This window comes from Halomonas sp. CKK8 (genome assembly GCF_029625235.1).
Classification (GTDB): Bacteria; Pseudomonadota; Gammaproteobacteria; order Pseudomonadales; family Halomonadaceae; genus Halomonas; species Halomonas ventosae.
On sequence record NZ_CP121193.1, the window covers coordinates 3,006,876 to 3,025,529 of the forward strand.

Consider the following 18,654-nt stretch of genomic DNA (forward strand, 5'->3'; position numbering starts at 1 on the left):
AACCGGAACATCGATGGCACGAGACCTCGGGTCTCGTGCCATCGACGGGATGCGAGTGAACGATCAGGCATCAGGCAGGGCAAACACGGTCAGGATCCCGCCCAGCTCGGTATAGTCATCGAGGGCGGAGAAGACCCCCACTGCCCCCAGTCCCGCTTCGGGATCCTCGAGCCCCGCCGCGAGGCCGATACCGGCCCAGCCCCCGACCCCGGAGAGCACGCCGATGTATTGCTTGCCTTCATGCTGGAAGGTGTTGACGTTGCCGATGATCCCGGAGGGTGTCTTGAAGCGCCAAAGCTCCTCGCCGGTTTCGATATCCACCGCCTTCAGGTACCCCTCCAGGGTGCCGTAGAAGGCCAGGTCACCGGCCGTGGCCAGGGCACCGCTCCACACGGCGAAGCGCTCGTCGACCTCCCAGACGGTCTCGCCGGCAACCGGGTCCCAGGCGATGAAGCTGCCCATGCGCCCTTCCATGTCCCCTTCCTGGGTCGGTGCGGGCATCATGGTCAGGGTGGCCCCCACATAGGGCTGGCCGGCAACATATTCGGTCTCGAAGGGCTCATAGTTCATGCAGATCCGGTTGATGCCGGCATAGAGCAGCCCGGTCTCCGGCGAGTAGGCGGAGGGCTGCATGTTCTTGGCGCCCATGGCGGTGGGACAGATGTCGGTGGTATTGACGTCGACCCCCTGCCGGAATGTGCTGTACTCCTCGTTGACGTTGGGCCGGCCGGTCTCCAGGTCATAGCTGTCCGCCCAGTTGGTTTCCGGGGCGAACTTCTCGGCGACCAGCAGTTCACCACTCTCGCGGTCGAGCAGGAAACCGAAGCCGGTACGGTCGATGATGGCCAGCCCCTTGCGCTGCTCGCCCTCGAACTCGACGTCGATCAGCTGATTCTCGTTGACGCCGTCGTAGTCCCACTCGTCGAAGGGCACCTTCTGGTAAACCCACTTGGCTTCCCCCGTATTGGGGTCGCGGGCGAAGACGGTGATCGCCCACTTGTTGTCGGCAGGCTCACCATCGACGGTGCGCTGCTCAGGGTTCCAGGTGCCGGGGTTGCCGGTCCCGTAGTAGATCAGGTCGAGTTCCGGGTCATAGGTGACCCAGCCCCAGGGGGCGCCGCCACCGCGTTCCCACTCTCCCTCCGGCCAGGTGGACACGCCCAGATCGGCCTCGCCGATTGGCTCGCCCAGCATGGTCGTGGTCTCCGGATCGATCAGCACATCGTCATCGGGACCGTTGGAGTAGCCCCGCCACTCCATCTCACCGGTTTCGACGTTGTAGGCGGTCAGGTGACCGCGTACGCCGAACTCGCCGCCGCTGTTGCCCACTATGACCTTGTCGTGCACCACCAGCGGTGACATGGTCATGCTCTCGCCCTGGGTGTGGTCGCCGTTCTCGGCTTCCCACAGCAGTTCGCCCGACTCGGCATCCAGGGCGATGACGGTATTGTCTGCCTGGTTAAGGAATAGTCTCCCGTCGGCATAGGCCAGGCCGCGGTTCACGGTATCGCAGCACATCACCGGGATGACGCGCGAGTCCTGGTCCGGCTCATAGCTCCAGACGATGCGCCCCTCGTCCTCGAGGTCCAGGGCGAAGACCTTGTTGGGGAAGGGGGTATGGATATAGAGGCGTCCATCGCCGACATACAGCGGCCCGCCCTCGTGCCCGCGCAGCACGCCGGTAGAGAACTGCCACTGGGCACGAAGGTCCTGGACGTTATCGCGATTGATCTGATCCAGCTGGCTGAAGCGATTGCCTTGGTAGTTGCCCAGCTGAGTGGCCCAGAGGTCGGGGTTCTGCTGGAGGTCGAGTTGATTCTGGTTGGCATGCGCCAAGGATGCGGCCATCAACCCGGCAGCCGTCATCACGAGACCTGGGTAGCGAAGCATGGCGTTGTCTCCGTTGCACTGAAAGGTGTGCCTGGGGTTACGGCACATCTCGTTGTGGTTATGGACCTGTTTCAGGCAGTGACACTTGAAGGTCTAGCACATCTGTGGATACCGCTTACCTTCACCATGAGGAATTCAACACTCGCATGCGGTCAAAAGAGTGTTTCCCTGCAGCAATAATCGTGTCACCTGCCCGCCCCAGCCGCGACATGAGGCGCCTTGATGCAGTGAAGATCGCCGACAGTTCGCCCCCGGCGCATGGCATGCGACCTTCGTAGCAAGGTGGCGCCGCTGTCCTGTGCTTTACTGAGGAGTGACGCCCGACAACATCCACCCGTCTCATGGAGGTGTCTCATGTGGACCAAACCCGCCTATACCGATCTGCGGCTAGGCTTCGAAGTGACGCTATATATTTCCAACCGCTGAGACCACGCTCGGCGTGGCGACACACCTCGGGCTGACGTCCCTCGCAAGGGACGTCAGCCCTTTCATTTCAGGACAGACTTCGGGACAGGACGATATCCATGCAGGTACTGGTGCTCGGTGCAGCGGCGGGAGGCGGCTTTCCCCAATGGAACTGCAACTGCACGCTGTGCCGCGGTGTTCGAGAGGGCAGCATCGAGGCGACGCCGCGCACCCAGTCATCGATCGCCATCAGCAGTGACGGCGTGCAATGGCTGCTGTGCAATGCCTCGCCGGACATCCGTAGCCAGCTGGCCAGCAACCCGGAGCTGCATCCCAGGCGTGTGCCGAGGGACAGCGGCATCGCGGGGATCCTGCTGGTGGACGGCCAGATCGATCACGCCACCGGGCTGCTGTCGCTGCGGGAAGGTTGCCCACTGGACGTCTGGTGCACACCCAATGTGCATCAGGACCTGAGCAGTGGCTTTCCGCTGTTCACCATGCTCGAGCACTGGCAGGGCGGCCTGGCCTGGCATCCCATCGCGGTCGACGGTGAACACCTGGAGGCCACCTTCGAGGTGCCGGCGTGCCCGGGCCTGATCTTTACTGCCCTCTCGCTGACCAGCAACGCACCGCCCTACTCCCCGCGTCGTGGCGCCCCGACCCCGGGCGACAACATCGGCCTGCTGGTGGAGGATCGACGCCGCGGCACCACCCTCTTCTATGCCCCCGGGCTCGGCGAGGTCGATGACCGGGTACGCGCCTTCCTGCGCCGGGCCGACTGCGTGCTGGTCGACGGCACCCTGTGGCGTGACGACGAGCTGCTGCGTTCCGGCGTCGGCCAGGCCACCGGCCGCGACATGGGCCACCTGGCACTGTCCGGCGAACAGGGGCTGCTGGCCGAGCTCGCGGCCCTGCCGGCCACCACCCGTCGGGTGCTGATCCATATCAACAACACCAATCCGATCCTCGACGAGGGGTCGCAGGAGCGTGCCACCCTGACCCGTCAGGGGGTCGAGGTGGCCTTCGACGGCTTGCACCTGGACCTGTGAACCCGCGCGACATGCCAGCGTCTCACCCTGAAGGCGTGGGTTTCCGCATCCTGGTGGCAGGGAATCCGTCAGGGCGAGCCCTGACGCGACGATCGAGAGGAGCCCCGCAATGACAAGCATCGTATCTCCGCTGGCGAGTTCGCAGGGAGACGCCCTCAGCCCCGAGGCCTTCCGCGAGGCGCTCATGGCCAAGGGGGCCTATTACCATATCCACCACCCCTACCAGGTGGACATGGCCGAGGGGCGTGCCACCCCCGCGCAGCTGCGTGGCTGGGTCGCCAACCGCTTCTACTACCAGATCAACATTCCCCAGAAGGATGCCGCCCTGCTCGCCAACTGTCCCGACGCCGCCACACGCCGCCGCTGGATACAGCGGCTGCTCGACCATGACGGTCATGGCGAGGATGGCGGCGGCATCGAGGCCTGGCTGACCCTGGGCGAGGCGGTGGGGCTGAGCCGCGACGAGCTCTGGTCACAGGAGCACGTGCTGCCTGGTGTGCGCTTCGCGGTGGATGCCTACGTCAACTTCGTGCGTCGTGCCGACTGGCGGGAGGCGGCGATCTCCTCGCTCACCGAGCTGTTCGCCCCGGCGGCCCACAAGAGTCGCCTGGATACCTGGCCGACCCACTACCCCTGGATCGATGCGGCCGGCTACGGCTACTTCCGCAAGCGCCTCACGGAGGCACGTCGCGATGTAGAGCACGGCCTGGAGGTGGCGCTGGCGGTCTGCACCACCGCCCACGCCCAGCAACGTGCCCTGGAGATCCTGCAGTTCAAGCTCGACGTGCTCTGGTCGATGCTCGACGCCATGACCCTCGCCTACCAGCTCGACCGGGCGCCCTACCATACCGTCACCGACCAGCGCGTCTACCACCGGGGGCTGTCATGAGCGACGTACTCATCGACGGTCGCAGCGTCTGCCGCCTGCGCCCCGGCTGGCGCCTGCAGTGGGAAGAGGCCCAGCAGCGTCACGTGCTGCTCTATCCCGAGGGCATGGTGCAGCTCAACGACACCGCCGGCGCCATCCTCGCCCAGCTAGATGGGCAACGGGACGTGGACGCGGTGATCGCCACCCTGCAGGCGCACTACCCCGAGGCCCCCGCCACGGCCATTGCCGAGGACGTCCACGAATTCATGGTCGACGCCGCGCAACAAGGCTGGATCCATCATGACTGACCACACCGACACCGTTACCCACGACGGCCAGACCGGCGCCCCGCTGTGGCTGCTCGCCGAGCTGACCTATCGCTGCCCGCTGCAGTGCTCCTACTGCTCCAATCCGCTGGACTTCGCCGCGGTCGAGGAGGAGCTGGATACCGCGGAGTGGATCGACACCCTGACCCAGGCCCGTGCCATGGGGGCCGTGCAGCTGGGCTTCTCGGGTGGCGAGCCACTGGTTCGACGGGACCTCGAGACCCTGGTGGCCGAGGCCCGTCGACTGGGCTTCTACAGCAACCTGATCACCTCCGGCCTGGGACTCGACGAGTCGCGCATCGAGGCGCTGCGCGAGGCGGGGCTCGACCACATCCAGATCAGCCTGCAGGCCTCCGACCCCGATGTTGCCGCGGCAATCGCCGGCTCGCGCAAGGCCCACGAGAAGAAGCTGGCCATGGCGCGTGCCGTCAAGGCCGCCGGCTACCCCATGGTGCTCAACGTGGTACTGCACCGCCATAATATCGACCGGATCGATCAGGTCATCGCCCTGTGCGACGAACTCGGCGCCGATGCCGTGGAGCTGGCCAACTGCCAGCTCTATGGCTGGGCACACCTCAATCGCGCCGGCCTGCTGCCCAGTGCGGGCCAGCTCGAGGCCGCCGAGGCCACCACGGTACGCTGGCGGGAACGCCTGGCCGAGCGCGGACGCGACATGCGGCTGCTGTTCGTGGTGCCCGACTACTACAACGACCGCCCCAAGGCCTGCATGGGCGGCTGGGGGTCGATCTTCATGACCGTGGCGCCGGACGGCGCCGTGCTTCCCTGCCACAGTGCGCGCATGCTGCCGATGCGCTTCCCCACGGTGCGCGAGCGCCCGCTTCGCGAGATCTGGTACCAGAGCGAGGCCTTCAACCGCTATCGTGGCGATGCCTGGATGTCGGAGCCCTGCCGCAGCTGTGACGAGCGCCACCGGGATGTGGGAGGCTGTCGTTGCCAGGCCTACCTGCTCACCGGCGATCCCGCCGCCACCGACCCGGTGTGCGACCTGTCGCCGGATCACCACCTGGTCGAGGCCGCCCGCCGCGAGGCGGAGCACGACGCCCGCTCGGCCCGGGAGCTGACGCCTCGCAATGTCCACGAATCGAGGGTGTTCTGCCGGACATGACGCTTCCTCCGGCCGGTGAGCCGCATGACGACCTGCTGCACCGGGCGGCACTGCCCGCCGATGGCCTGGGCGACCTGCGCGCCACCCCCCGAGGCGTCCTCTGGCTGGCGGCCGACCCCGAGATAGGAAGGCGGCGGCTATGGCAGTGGCACGACCGGCTCGAGGATGGCCGACCACAACCGCTGAGCCCCGAACACCTCGATATCGCCAGTCGCGTCAACGGCTACGGCGGCGGTGCCCTGGCCTGCCTGGATGGGCAGGCCATCTTCGTCGAGGCCGACAGCCAGACCCTCCATCGCCAGCCGTTGAGCGGCGGCAACGCCAGCCCCTGGTGGTCACGGCACGACAGCCGTTATGGCGGGCTCACCCCCGACCCGCAACGCCGGCGGCTGCTTGCCGTGGAGGAAAGCGGCCAGGGGCGCGACGCCCGCCAGCGCCTGGTCGCCCTGGATGGAAGATGCCGCCGGGTGCTCGATGCCGGCGCCGACTTCTACGGTGCGCCGGCGCTCTCCCCCTGCGGCACCCGGCTCGCCTGGGTCGAATGGGACCTCGGGGACATGCCCTGGCAGCGCTCGCGGCTGCGCCAGGCGCGGCTGGATGCCCAGGGCACGCTGCATGACCTGGCCCTGTGGGATGCCGGCGCCGCCATCACCCAGCCCCGCTTCACCGCGGCCAACGAGCTCATCGTGCTCAGCGACCACGGGGGCTGGTGGCAACCGTATCGGGTGACCGGCCCTGCCGAGTCGCTGGATATCCAGCGACTCGGCACGCGGCAGGCCGACCACGCCTCCACGCCCTGGCAACTAGGCGAGTGCCAGCACCTCTGGCCCACCGCCGACCAGGGGGTGATCATGGCCTTCGAGGTGGGGGCGGCCCGGATCCTGGTCACCGATGGCGAGGGGCGTGAACACGCCCCTATCCTCCGCAATGCCGGTCGGCTAGTGGGCCTGGCGCATGCCGATGGCTGGCTGTACGCCATTACCCAGGGGGCTCGGCATGCGGCGCGCCTGTCACGCGTGAACCTGACGACCCATGCCGAGGAGACGCTCTTCGCGCTGCCCACCCCCGAACATCCCCCCTTGCCACGGAGGCTGCAGGCCACCGTGGCGGACGGCGAGCGTGTCCCGGCCTTCCTCTATGACCCCGGCCCCGCCTCGAGCCGGCCGCCGCCGCTGATCGTGCGCGTGCATGGCGGTCCCACCTCGGCCTGCTATCCGGTGTTCGATCCACTGGTCCACTACTGGACGCAGCACGGCTTTGCCGTGGCCGACATCAACCCCCGCGGCAGCGCCAATGCCGGACGGGCCTACCGCGAGCGCCTGGCCGGCGAGTGGGGTCGCATCGATGTCGAGGACGTGATCGCCCTGACCAGGTCACTGGTCGCCCGTGGCCTGGCCGACCCCGGCCGGCTGTTCGCGCGGGGCCAGAGCGCCGGCGGCTTCACCGTGCTCAACCTGCTGGCGACCACCCGCCTCTTCCGGGCCGGTGCCAGCCTGTACGGCGTCACCGATGCCCCGCACCTTGCTCCCCGGACCCACCGTTTCGAGTCCGGCTACCTCGACTGGCTGCTCGGGGATGCGCACACCCAGCGGGCCCGCAGCCCGATCAATCGGCTCAATGCCTTCGCCACGCCCGTCATCTTCTTCCAGGGCAACCGCGATACCGTCGTGGTGCCGGAACAGACGCTGGCCATGGCCGAGGCACTGCGTCGCCGCGGCGTCACGGCCCGCGTCATGCTGTTCGAGGACGAGGGACACGGCATCCGTCAGCCGCACAACCGCTGCCGACTGATTGCGGCCGAGATGCAGTTCTTCCTGGAGCAGGGCGATGGACGAGGCTGAGTCCGACCAGGCTTCCGCCGGCCTGCCACCCGACAGCCGGGTGGCGTCACGGCGTCTCGCCAATGGCCTGTGGATCATGGCGGCACAGGTCCCCCGGGCGCGCCAGTCACGGCTGGTCGGCGCGGCTGGGGTGGGGTACCTCGATGACCCGCCCGACTGCCGGGGCCTGGCCCACCTGCTGGAACATGGGCTCTTCCTGGGCAGTGGCCGCTGGCCCGGCCGGAGCGCGCTGGCCCGGTGGGTCGGCACCCTGGGGGGACGCTACAATGCCCATACCGGGGAAGGGGTCACCGACGTCCACCTGCACCTTCCGGTCGAAGCCGCCGAGGCAGGCCTCGCTCGACTGGTCGACCTGCTCGGCTACCCCCGCCTCGACCCCGGCGCCCTCGCCGACGAGGTGGAGGTGCTGGACGCCGAGTTCCGGGCCCGCCTTGACGACCCGGCGCTGCACCGCCTGGCCGCGCTGGGCCGCCTGTTCGACCCCAGCCATCCGGCCGCGGCCTGCCACGCCGGGAACCGTGCCACGCTCGGCGATGACCGTGGGGAGCTGGTCGCACGCCTCCAGGCCTTTCATGCCCGCCACTACCATGCCGGCCGAATGGCCCTGGTGATGCTCGGCCCACAGCCGGTGGACGAGCAGCTTGGCCTGCTCGAACGCCATGGCCGCCGGCTCCCGGCGACGGCCGCCGACACGCCGTCCCCGGATCGCTGGCGCTGGGCCACGCCACGCGGGGTGGCCTGGCACTCCCCGAATGAGTCGACCCTGCCCGCTGCCGGCACCCTGGAGTTGCTGTGGCCATTGCCGGGAGCCCTCGCCGATGCCTGTGCTGCACCACTGCAGGCGGTTGCCTCGCAGCTGAACGATGGTGCCTTGACCGCCACCCTGCAGCAGGGCTATGCGGTCCAGGAGCTGGAGGCCGACACGGCCCCCGAGGGCACCGGGCCAGCCCTGTGCCTGGCAATCGAGCTCGTGGAACCGCCAGCGGATATCGCACCGCTGGTGGCCACCTGCCAGCGAGCACTTCGGCAGGCCTGTCGGCGTCACGCCATCACCCCGCCACCGGCAAGAACGGTCGACCTCGATGCCTGGCCCCGGGAGCAGGCCCGACGACTGAGCCGCCGCCCTCCTGCCAGGGGCTCCGTGCCCCTGGATCGGGACCACCGCACCCTGTCGGCCTGGCTCACCCCGGAGCAGTGTCGGCTGCTGTGGCGAGAGGGCGCCGAACGGGCCACCGTCACCTGGCGGCAGATCGAAGAGACCGCCACCCGCTGGCGCCCCCTCGACCTGCCGTGGCCTCCTGCCGCCTCGGCCCTGCCCGAGGTAGCCACCCCCCTCCCCTCGCGCCGGGACCTGGCGGACCGACCGGTCGGCCCCCGGTCCGACGACCGACCGGCAGCCGGGCTGCTCTTCCGGGATGCCCGGCTCTCGCTATGGTGGGATGGCCTGGACTGGCCGACCCGCGAGGCCGGGAGCGGCTGGTGTCTGGGGTGGCCTGCCGGTGCAACCGGCAACGGCGGGCGTCTGCGTGACTGGCAACGCCGGACCCTGGCCCTGCGCCAGGCGGCCGGCGCAAGGGATCAGGCACTCACCCTGGGCAGTGACGCCAGGGGCGACTGGCTGATGGCCCGCGGCAGCCCTGCCGGACTTGCCTCGCTGGTGGACCAGGCCCTGGACGGCTGGATGGCCGCGAATACGGTGACGGCGCCGACGGGCCCCGCCTCATCCAGCGGCCTGCTCGCCCAGCAGCTGCTGGATCGCCTGGCAACACGCCGCCCACCTTGCCCTCCGGGTGCCATGCCCCCCCTGCTCTGCTGGGCCAGAGGCGAGATGGGGAACCGGGAGGCACAGGGCACGGCCAAGGGCTTCGCCGAGCGGCTGTCCCATGCCAGGAACGCATCCCCGCCTCCTGACGCCCCGCAAGGCGATGACCAGGGAATGACATGGCTTGCCCCGCAGAGCGCCGACCGGGCAGTGATGCTGGAGGTCGAGGGGGGCGACGACGGCCCCCGCATGCGCTGGCTGCTGCAGTTGCTGGCGCACTGCCATGACGCCGCCTTCCATCGGGAGATGCGCCAGCGGCGGGGTCTCGGCTATGTCGCGGCGGTGCGCTACCGGGAGGCGTCGGGCTGGCCGCGACTGGGCTATGTCGTGCAGTCGCCCACGGCCTCGGTCGAGACGCTGCGTCAGGCCATCCTCGCGTTTCTCGATGCCGATGCCGTGAGGCTGGCCCGGCTGGATGGGCCGCAACTGGAGCGGCTGCGTCATGCCTTGCTTGCCCGGCAGGGGCCGCCTGAGACCCATGACGAGGCCATCGAGCGGGCCTGGCAGGCATTACGCCGGTTACCGTTTGACTCCCCCTCTCCCCCCGACTGGCACCTGGCCCCCTGGCAGCAAGAATGCGCGGCCCTCGACTCGCTCACCGCGGCCGACCTCGAGGTCCTGGCGTCGGCCCTGGCACGCGACACCCTGCCGAGCCGCTGGTGGGCGCATGCGCCTGCCCCGCCTGGCTCTCCTGCCTCCCAGCATTGCCCACCGGCAACGTAGTAATGCTGCTGTCGAACAATCGACTCGCCTAAGCTCACCTAGACTGACATCACAATAATTATCGTTAACCCGCGTCTCCATACCGGCAACGAGGGGAGAGTCACCATGAAGTCACGTGCCGCCGTCGCCATGGAAGCCGGCAAGCCCCTGGACCTGGTCGAGATCGACGTCGAGGGCCCCAGGGCCGGCGAGGTGCTGGTGAAGATCGCCGCCACCAGCGTCTGCCATACCGATGCCTATACCCTCTCCGGGGCCGACCCGGAGGGCAACTTCCCGGCGGTGCTGGGCCACGAGGGGGCCGGCGTCGTCCAGGAGGTCGGCGAGGGCGTCACCAGCGTCAAGCCCGGCGACCACGTCATCCCGCTCTATACCGCCGAGTGCGGCCAGTGCAAGTTCTGCCTCTCGGGCAAGACCAACCTGTGCAGCGCGGTGCGCGCCACCCAGGGCAAGGGGGTGATGCCGGATGGCACCTCGCGCTTCTCGCTGGACGGCAAGATGCTGCACCACTACATGGGCACCTCCACCTTCAGCGAGTACACGGTGCTGCCCGAGGTCTCGCTGGCCGTGGTCTCGAAGGCGGCGCCGATGGACAAGATCTGCCTGCTGGGCTGCGGCGTGACCACCGGCATCGGCGCGGTGATGAACACCGCCAAGGTGGAGCCGGGCAGTACCGTCGCCGTCTTCGGCCTGGGCGCCATCGGCCTGGCGGTGATCCAGGGCGCGGTGATGGCCAAGGCCTCGCGGATCATCGCCATCGACGTCAACCCGGAGAAGTTCAAGCTGGCCGAGCAGTTCGGCGCCACCGACTTCGTCAACCCCAAGGAGTACGGCGACCCCATCCAGCAGGTGATCGTCGACCTGACCGATGGCGGCGTCGACTACTCCTTCGAGTGCATCGGCAACGTCAACGTGATGCGCTCGGCGCTGGAGTGCTGCCACAAGGGCTGGGGCGAGTCGGTGATCATCGGCGTGGCCGGTGCCGGCGAGGAGATCAGCACGCGGCCGTTCCAGCTGGTCACCGGCCGGGTCTGGAAGGGCTCCGCCTTCGGCGGAGTGAAGGGGCGCACCGAGCTGCCGGGCTACGTGGAGCGCTACATGAACGGCGAGATCAACATCGACGACTTCATTACCCACGACATGCCCTTCGAGCAGATCAACGAGGCCTTCGAGCTGCTGCACCGGGGCGAGAGCATCCGCACCGTGCTGCACTATTGAGGCTGCACTACTGACGCGGCGTGACCGACCGCTGCCGCCAGGCCCACAACGACGCAGGTGATCGCCATGCTGACAAGACTACAAGAGGAGCGGAAGCCCATGAGCCTGATGGACACCTTGAAGCGCTGGTTCGGCGGCCAGGGGGCGACACCCTCGACGACGCCTCAGCAGGGCCGTGACCGACCCGAGCCCCCCGCAGCGACCTCTTCCGCAGCAGCCACCACCCAGGGAGCCACCACCATGAGCGACATCAGGATCCATCCCGCCGTGGATAGCGGTGTGCGTGCCGGCAGTGACAGCTTCGACGGCGGCACCCTGCATTGCCACTGTTCCGACAACCCCGTGGAAGTGACCGTCAAGGCACAGTGCGCCCACAACCATGTGTGCGGCTGCACCAAGTGCTGGAAGCCCGAGGGGGCCCTGTTCTCGATGGTTGCCGTGGTCCCCCGCGAGAGCCTCAGCGTCACCGCCAACGAGGACAAGCTGGAGATCGTCGACCCTTCGGCCGCCATCCAGCGCCATGCCTGCAAGGGGTGCGGCGTCCACATGTTCGGCCGCATCGAGGATACCGACCATCCCTTCCACGGCCTGGACTTCATCCATACGGAGCTATCCGACGACACGGGCTGGGCGGCGCCGGAGTTCGCCGCCTTCGTCTCCTCCATCATCGAGTCGGGCGCCGACCCGGACAACATGGACAAGGTTCGCGGCAAGCTCAAGGAGCTGGGCCTGGAGCCCTACGACTGCCTGTCGCCACCGCTGATGGATGCCATCGCCATCCATACGGCCAAGGCCAAGGGCGTGCTGTGACGCCGGCCATCGATGCGTGCCTCGCACCAACGCCATCGGGCGCCCCTTGGGGCGCCCGATAACGTTCTGGCCGCTCGGGCCTACTTGAAGTTCTTGCGTACCATCTTCTGGATCTCGCCGACGATGCCGCTGCGGAAGCTCAGCACGCAGACCACGAAGATCAAGCCGAGGATCACGCTCACCCAGTTGCCCAGCGGCGACTGGGCCAGCTGGGTCTGCAGGCTGACCACCAGGCCGGCGCCCACCACGGGGCCGAACAGGGTACCGACGCCGCCCAGCAGGGTCATCAGGATCACCTCGCCGGACATGTGCCAGTGGGCATCGGTGAGCGAGGCGAGCTGGAAGACCACGGTCTTGGTCGAGCCCGCCAGGCCCGCCAGGCCCGCGGAGAGCACGAAGGCCACCAGCTTGTAGGCATCCACGTTGTAACCCAGCGAGACGGCCCGCGGCTCGTTCTCACGGATCGCCTTGAGCACCTGGCCGAAGGGCGAATGCACGGCGCGCTGGATGATGGCAAAGCCGATCACGAAGACCGCCAGCACGAAGTAGTACATGTTGAGGTTGTCGGCGAGGCTGATCAGCCCGAACAGCTCGCCCCGCGGCACGCCGTGAAGGCCATCCTCGCCGCCGGTGAAGGGCGCCTGGATGAAGAAGAAGAACATCATCTGCGCCAGGGCCAGGGTCACCATGGCGAAGTAGATCCCCTGGCGGCGGATCGACAGCACGCCGAAGAAGGTGCCGAGCACCACGGCGGCGAAGGTGCCGATCAGGATCCCGAGCTCCGGGGTCAGCCCCGGGTAGCTGGCCAGCATGATGCCGGTGAAGTAGCCGCCGGTGGCCAGGAAGGCGGCGTGCCCGAAGGAGAGCAGGCCGGCATAGCCGAGCAGCAGGTTGAAGGCGCAGGCGAACAGCGCGAAGCACAGCACCTTCATCAGGAACACCGGGTAGATGGCGAGCGGCGCCAGCAGGCCGATCACGATCAGGACCAGGTAGAGGCCATTGCGGCGCAGCCGGGCATTGCGCTGACGCTGCATGGCGGGGGTCAGGTGTTGGGTCGTGGCCATCACGTCATGCCTCCTTGCCGAAGAGTCCCGCGGGGCGCAGCAGCAGCACCAGGATCATCACCAGGAAGATCACGGTGTTGGCCGCCTCGGGGTAGTAGACCTTGGTGAGGCCCTCGATCAGGCCCATGGCCAGGCCGGTGATGACGGCGCCGAGGATCGAGCCCATGCCGCCGATCACCACCACGGCGAAGACCACGATCAAAAGGCTCGAGCCCATGGTCGGTGACACCGGGTAGAGCGGCGCGGCCAGCACCCCGGCGAAGGCGGCCAGGGCCACGCCGAAGCCGTAGGTCAGGGTGATCAGCTGGGGCACGTTGACCCCGAAGGCCTGCATCAACGCCGGGTTCTCGGTGCCGGCGCGCAGGTAGGCGCCGAGACGGGTGCGCTCGATGATGAACCAGGTCCCCAGGCAGACCACCAGCGCCGCCACCAGCACCCAGGCGCGGTAGGTGGGCAGGAACATGAAGCCGAGGTTCATCCCGCCTTCCAGGGCCGTGGGCGTGGGATAGCTCGAGCCCGAGACACCGAAGAAGTTGATCAGGGTGCCCTCGAAGATCAGTGCCAGACCGAAGGTGAGCAGCAGCCCGTAGAGATGGTCGAGGTGGGCGATACGCCGCAGGATCAGGCGCTCGATCACCATGCCCAGCCCGCCCACCACGAGGGGCACCAGCAGCAGCGCCACCCAGTAGTTGAGCCCCAGGTACTGCAGGCCAAGCAGGGTGGCGAAAGCCCCCAGCATGTACATGGCGCCGTGGGCGAAGTTGACGATCTTCAGCAGGCCGAAGATCACTGCCAAGCCCAGGCTGAGTAGCGCATAGAAGGCGCCGTTGATCAGGCCCAGCATCAGCTGGCCCATGAACACCATCAACGGCACCCCGAAAATCATTGTCATGTCATGGACCTCCCGTCAGAGGGGCGGCGGCCGGGGCCGCCGCCGGTTCCGCTCAGTTGTTGACCAGGTCGCACTGGCTCTCGGAGAGCGGGCGGTAGGCCTCCTCGGCGGGGATGGTGGCGAGGATCTCGTAGAGGTCCCACTCGCCCTGTGACTCCTCGGGCGTCTTCACGCGGGCCAGGTACATGTCGTGGACCATGCGGCCATCCTCGCGGATACGGCCGTTGCGCGAGAAGAAGTCCTCCACCGGGCGCTCGGCCATGGCCGCACGGATGGTCTCGGGGTCGTCAGTCCCCGCCTCGGCCACGGTCTCCAGGTAGTGCATGGTGCTGGAGTAGATGCCGGCCTGGACCATGGTCGGACGCTTGCCCACCCGCTCGAAGTAGCGATCGGCCCACTCGCGTGCCTGGTCATCCATGTTCCAGTACCAGCCGGTGGTGAGCAGCAGGTTCTGGGTATCCTCGAGTCCCATGGCATGGACGTCGTTAAGGAAGATCAGCAGGCCGGCGAGTTGCTGGCCCGACTGGGTCAGGCCGAACTGGCTGGCGGTGGAGATGGCGTTGACGGTATCGGCACCGGCATTGGCCAGACCGACGATCTTGGCACCGGACCCCTGGGCCTGGAGGATGTAGGACGAGAAGTCGCTGGTCGGGAAGGGATGACGCACGCCACCGACGATCTCGCCGCCGTTCTCCTCCACCACCCTGGTCACGTCACCCTCGAGGGCGTGGCCGAAGGCATAGTCGGCGGTGAGCATGAACCAGGTGTCGCCGCCCTGCTCCACCACCGCCTTGGCCGTGCCGTTGGCCAGCGGGTAGGTATCGTAGACCCAGTGGATGTGATTGGGCGTGCAGTGCTCGTTGGTGATGCTGGAGGCCGCGGAGCCGGAGACGATGCCCAGGCCGTCGTTCTCCTCGATCACCTTGGTCGCGGCGATGGTCACCGAGGAGGCCACCATGCCGGCGACCAGGTCGACGTTGCGGGTGTCGAACCACTCGCGCACGGTGTTGGCGCCCACGTCGGCGCTGTTGCGGTCATCGGCGCTGAAGACCTCGATCGGGGCACCGTTCACCTCGCCGCCGAAGTCCTCCACGGCCATTTCCAGCGCGGTCAGGCCGCCCGGCCCCGCCAGGTCACGGTAGGTGCCGGACATGTCGGCCAGATAGCCGATGCGCACCTCGTTGTCGCTCATCTGTGCCTGGGCACTCGTGGCCATCAGGGTGGCGGCGGCGAGGGCGATGCTGCTGGCAAGCGTCTTCTTGTTGAAGGTCATTGTCTCATCTCCGTGGCCCCGGGAGGGGCTGCTTGTTGTTGTCGATGCGGGTTGCATTGCGGTGGATGAACTGCCGGGAGGACGGCACGCCGTCACACCCCCAGCAGGGAGTTGAGGTGCTCGCGCCGCGAGGGCAGCTCGGCGGCACTGATCTCCTCGATGATGCGGCCGTGCTCCATCACGAAGTGGCGGTCGGCCAGCGGGGCGGCGAAGCGGAAGTTCTGCTCGACCAGCACGATGGTCATGCCGCGCTCCTTGAGCTTGACCAGCACCTCGCCCAGCGCCTGGACGATGACCGGGGCGAGCCCCTCGGTGATCTCGTCGAGCAGCAGCAGCCGCGCGCCGGTGCGCAGGATGCGCGCCATGGCCAGCATCTGCTGCTCGCCCCCGGAGAGCCGGGTGCCCTGGCTGCGGCGCCGCTCGAAGAGGTTGGGGAACATCGCGTAGATCTCGTCGATCCCCATCCCGCCGCTGCGCACCGTGGGCGGCAGCAGCAGGTTCTCCTCGACGTCGAGGCTCGAGAAGATGCCGCGCTCCTCGGGGCAGTAGCCGATGCCCAGCCGCGGGATGCGGTGCGGTTTCATGGCCAGGGTCTCGGTGCCGTTGATGACGATCGACCCGGTGCGGTGGCCAACCATGTTCATGATCGCCTTGAGGGTGGTGCTGCGCCCGGCGCCGTTGCGCCCCAAGAGGGTCACCAGCTCGCCACGCTTCACGTCGAAGTCGACGCCGTGGAGGATGTGCGACTCGCCGTAGAAGGCGTGCAGGTCGCTGACCCGCAGCATCTCGGCGCCGTCCAGGTCGTGGTATTCGGTGACTTTCTCGGCTGCCTGGCTCATGCGCTGGCCTCCTCTTCCGCCGCGGCATCGCTGCCCATGTAGGCCTCGCGCACCTGGGGATCGCGCGAGACCGCCTGGTAGTCGCCCTCGGCCAGCACGCTGCCGCGGGCCAGCACGGTGATGCGGTCGCACAGCCGGCTGACCACGCTGAGGTTGTGCTCCACCATCAGCACGGTGCGGCCCTTCGAGACCCGGCGGATCAGCTCGACGATGCGGTCGACGTCCTCGGCGCCCATGCCCTGGGTGGGCTCGTCGAGCAGCATCAGGGTGGGCTCCAGGGCCAGGGTGGTGGCCACCTCCAGCGCCCGCTTGCGCCCGTAGGGCATCTCCACGGTAAGCACGTCGGCGTACTCGCGCAGGCCCACCTCGTCGAGCAGCTCCAGGGCCCGCTCGTTGAGGTGCTCGAGGCTCTTCTCGGATTTCCAGAAGTGGAAGGAGGTCCCCAGCTTGCGCTGCAGCGCCACCCGCACGTTCTCCATGGCGGTCATGTGGGCGAACACCGCCGAGATCTGGAAGGAGCGCACCAGGCCCAGGCGGGCGATCTCGTTGGCCTTCATGCCGGTAATCGGCTTGCCGCGATAGAGGATCTCGCCGCGAGTGGGCGGCAGGAACTTGGTGAGCAGGTTGAAGACGGTGGTCTTGCCGGCCCCATTGGGGCCGATCAGGGCATGGATGTGCCCCTCCTGAACCTGCAGGTTGACGTCGTCCACGGCGGTGAAGCCGCGAAACTCCTTGGTCAACCCGCGAGTTTCCAGTATGAACTCCTGGGTCATGGTTCGTCCTCTCTGGATCGCTCGGGCGATCCGCCGTGGATGCTGTTGTCGTTGTTGTTGGCCGTTGTTGTGGTTGTGGCGGTTCCGGCATCGAGGGCCTGGGTGACACTTTACAGGCGGCCCCGGAGAACACTCTGCACTTTACGTTAACGTAAGCTAGAGGACTGGCCGCGCCACGGCAACAGGAGAAGCACCGAACTCGACCAATGGTGTAGATGCCCGCGGGATCAATAGCTTGCAAACTATGTCGGGCAAAAAAAAGACGCGACGCCCCCTGCGGGACATCGCGTCTGCTGTGGCTCAAGGCCGCTGCAGCCGTCAGCACTCGATGGCGTTGACGGCCAGGCCGCCGCGGGAGGTCTCCTTGTACTTCTCCTGCATGTCGGCACCGGTGTCGCGCATGGTGCGGATCACGTGGTCCAGGGAGACGAAGTGCTCACCGTCGCCGCGCAGGGCCATGCGTGCGGCATTGATCGCCTTGACCGAGGCGATGGCGTTGCGCTCGATGCAGGGCACCTGCACCAGGCCGCCGATCGGGTCGCAGGTCAGCCCGAGGTTGTGCTCCAGGCCGATTTCGGCGGCATTCTCGACCTGGCCCACGCTGCCGCCCATCACCTCGGCGAGGCCAGCGGCGGCCATGGCACAGGCCGAACCGACTTCGCCCTGGCAGCCCACCTCGGCGCCGGAGATGGAGGCATTCTTCTTGCACAGGATACCCACGGCGCCGGCGGTGAGCAGGAAGTCCACCACCTCCCGCTCGCAGGCATCAGGCTGGAACTTCATGTAGTAGTGCAGCACCGCCGGGATGATCCCCGCCGCCCCGTTGGTGGGCGCCGTGACCATGCGGCCGCCGGCGGCATTCTCCTCGTTCACCGCCAGGGCGAAGACGTTGACCCAGTCCATGGCCGAGAAGGTCGAGGCGATCAGGCTGTCATCGCCGTCCATGGCCAGCAGCCGCCGGTGCAGCGAGGCCGCCCGGCGCCGGACCTCGAGCCCCCCGGGGAGCACGCCCTCGGCGGCGAGGCCGGTCTGCACGCAGGCCTGCATGGCCTGCCAGATCTCCCACAGGCCGGCGCGTACCTCGGCCTCGCTGCGCCAGGCCTTCTCGTTCTCCATCATCAGCTCGCTGATGCGCAGGCCATGCATGCGGCACAGCGCCATCAACTCGGCGGCGGAATGGAAGTCATAGGGCAGGGCCGTGGTGTCGCTGTCCAGCTCGCCGGAGCGCGCCTGGGCCTCGTCGACCACGAAGCCGCCCCCCACGGAGTAGTAGACATTGCGATAGAGCGTCTCCGCATGCCCGTGGGCGACCAGGGTCAGGGCGTTGGGATGGAAGGGCAGGCTCTCGTCGTGCCACTGCAGGTCCCGGCTCCAGTGGAAGGGGATCGCCTGGTGGCCGTCGAGCTGCAGGGTCCGAGACTCGAGCAGTGCCTCGATGCGCGGGGCGACGATGGACGGGTCGATATGCGACGGATGCTCGCCCATCAGTCCCATCACCACCGCCCGGTCGGTGCCATGGCCCTTGCCGGTGGCGGAGAGTGAGCCATGCAGGTGAATCTCGAGGCGCGTCACGCGCTCCAGCAGGTCGCGACGCTTCAGCACCTGGACGAAATCATGGGCCGCCGCCATCGGCCCCACGGTGTGGGAGCTCGAGGGCCCGATGCCGATCTTGAACAGGTCGAAGACGCTGATTGCCATGGAAGAACCTCGCGTGACTGACAGGGTGGCCGGGGAGGAG

At 67.8% G+C, this 18,654-nt stretch carries 16 protein-coding genes; 9 read left to right on the plus strand and 7 right to left on the minus strand.

Features of this window, described 5'->3' with window-relative positions; translation table 11 throughout:
• Positions 1-63 precede the first annotated feature (63 nt).
• On the minus strand, positions 64-1,890 hold the full coding sequence (locus P8934_RS14180; protein WP_278031629.1) for a methanol/ethanol family PQQ-dependent dehydrogenase: 1,827 nt from the start codon (positions 1,888-1,890) through the stop codon (positions 64-66).
• A gap of 354 nt (positions 1,891-2,244) precedes the next feature.
• Between P8934_RS14180 and pqqA the strand changes: the two genes are divergently transcribed.
• The 9 genes from pqqA (at position 2,245) to gfa (ending at position 12,075) form a co-directional block, all read left to right on the plus strand.
• Entirely contained in the window at positions 2,245-2,316 is a 72-nt protein-coding gene (pqqA, locus tag P8934_RS14185) for a pyrroloquinoline quinone precursor peptide PqqA (protein WP_081786101.1), read from the plus strand.
• Positions 2,317-2,414: 98 nt separating this feature from the next.
• On the plus strand, positions 2,415-3,344 hold the full coding sequence (gene pqqB / locus P8934_RS14190; protein ID WP_278031630.1) for a pyrroloquinoline quinone biosynthesis protein PqqB: 930 nt from the start codon (positions 2,415-2,417) through the stop codon (positions 3,342-3,344).
• A 109-nt stretch (positions 3,345-3,453) separates the two neighbouring features.
• Entirely contained in the window at positions 3,454-4,233 is a 780-nt protein-coding gene (gene pqqC, locus P8934_RS14195; RefSeq protein WP_278031631.1) for a pyrroloquinoline-quinone synthase PqqC, read from the plus strand.
• On the plus strand, positions 4,230-4,520 hold the full coding sequence (gene pqqD / locus P8934_RS14200) for a pyrroloquinoline quinone biosynthesis peptide chaperone PqqD (RefSeq protein WP_278031632.1): 291 nt from the start codon (positions 4,230-4,232) through the stop codon (positions 4,518-4,520). Before pqqC ends, pqqD begins: the two co-directional genes overlap by 4 nt.
• Complete coding sequence (pqqE, locus tag P8934_RS14205; protein ID WP_278031633.1) at positions 4,513-5,664, plus strand: pyrroloquinoline quinone biosynthesis protein PqqE; 1,152 nt, start codon at positions 4,513-4,515, stop codon at positions 5,662-5,664. Before pqqD ends, pqqE begins: the two co-directional genes overlap by 8 nt.
• Positions 5,661-7,505, plus strand: a complete 1,845-nt coding sequence (locus P8934_RS14210; protein WP_278031634.1) for a prolyl oligopeptidase family serine peptidase — start codon at positions 5,661-5,663, stop codon at positions 7,503-7,505. The genes pqqE and P8934_RS14210 overlap by 4 nt, the downstream gene beginning before the upstream one ends.
• Positions 7,492-10,050: an insulinase family protein gene (locus P8934_RS14215; RefSeq protein ID WP_278031635.1), complete on the plus strand. Its 2,559-nt coding sequence runs from the start codon at positions 7,492-7,494 to the stop codon at positions 10,048-10,050. Before P8934_RS14210 ends, P8934_RS14215 begins: the two co-directional genes overlap by 14 nt.
• Positions 10,051-10,155: 105 nt before the next feature.
• Complete coding sequence (locus tag P8934_RS14220) at positions 10,156-11,265, plus strand: S-(hydroxymethyl)glutathione dehydrogenase/class III alcohol dehydrogenase (RefSeq protein WP_278031618.1); 1,110 nt, start codon at positions 10,156-10,158, stop codon at positions 11,263-11,265.
• A gap of 240 nt (positions 11,266-11,505) precedes the next feature.
• Positions 11,506-12,075, plus strand: a complete 570-nt coding sequence (gfa, locus tag P8934_RS14225; protein WP_278031636.1) for an S-(hydroxymethyl)glutathione synthase — start codon at positions 11,506-11,508, stop codon at positions 12,073-12,075.
• An 80-nt stretch (positions 12,076-12,155) separates the two neighbouring features.
• Here gfa and P8934_RS14230 read toward each other — a convergent pair whose 3' ends face one another.
• From P8934_RS14230 to P8934_RS14255, 6 genes are all read right to left on the minus strand, one after another.
• Positions 12,156-13,139 (minus strand): branched-chain amino acid ABC transporter permease, encoded by a 984-nt coding sequence (locus P8934_RS14230; protein WP_278031637.1) that lies wholly within the window; start codon positions 13,137-13,139, stop codon positions 12,156-12,158.
• Positions 13,140-13,143: 4 nt separating this feature from the next.
• Positions 13,144-14,031 (minus strand): branched-chain amino acid ABC transporter permease, encoded by an 888-nt coding sequence (locus P8934_RS14235; protein ID WP_106230535.1) that lies wholly within the window; start codon positions 14,029-14,031, stop codon positions 13,144-13,146.
• A gap of 52 nt (positions 14,032-14,083) precedes the next feature.
• The gene (locus tag P8934_RS14240; RefSeq protein WP_278031638.1) at positions 14,084-15,304 is read right to left on the minus strand and encodes an ABC transporter substrate-binding protein; all 1,221 of its coding nucleotides are present in this window, start codon (positions 15,302-15,304) and stop codon (positions 14,084-14,086) included.
• Between the two features lie 92 nt (positions 15,305-15,396).
• Positions 15,397-16,143 (minus strand): ABC transporter ATP-binding protein, encoded by a 747-nt coding sequence (locus P8934_RS14245; protein WP_278031639.1) that lies wholly within the window; start codon positions 16,141-16,143, stop codon positions 15,397-15,399.
• Complete coding sequence (locus tag P8934_RS14250; protein WP_133636449.1) at positions 16,140-16,916, minus strand: ABC transporter ATP-binding protein; 777 nt, start codon at positions 16,914-16,916, stop codon at positions 16,140-16,142. The genes P8934_RS14245 and P8934_RS14250 overlap by 4 nt, the downstream gene beginning before the upstream one ends.
• A gap of 318 nt (positions 16,917-17,234) precedes the next feature.
• Positions 17,235-18,614, minus strand: coding sequence for an L-serine ammonia-lyase (locus P8934_RS14255; protein ID WP_278031640.1), 1,380 nt, complete (start codon positions 18,612-18,614; stop codon positions 17,235-17,237).
• Positions 18,615-18,654 lie beyond the last annotated feature (40 nt).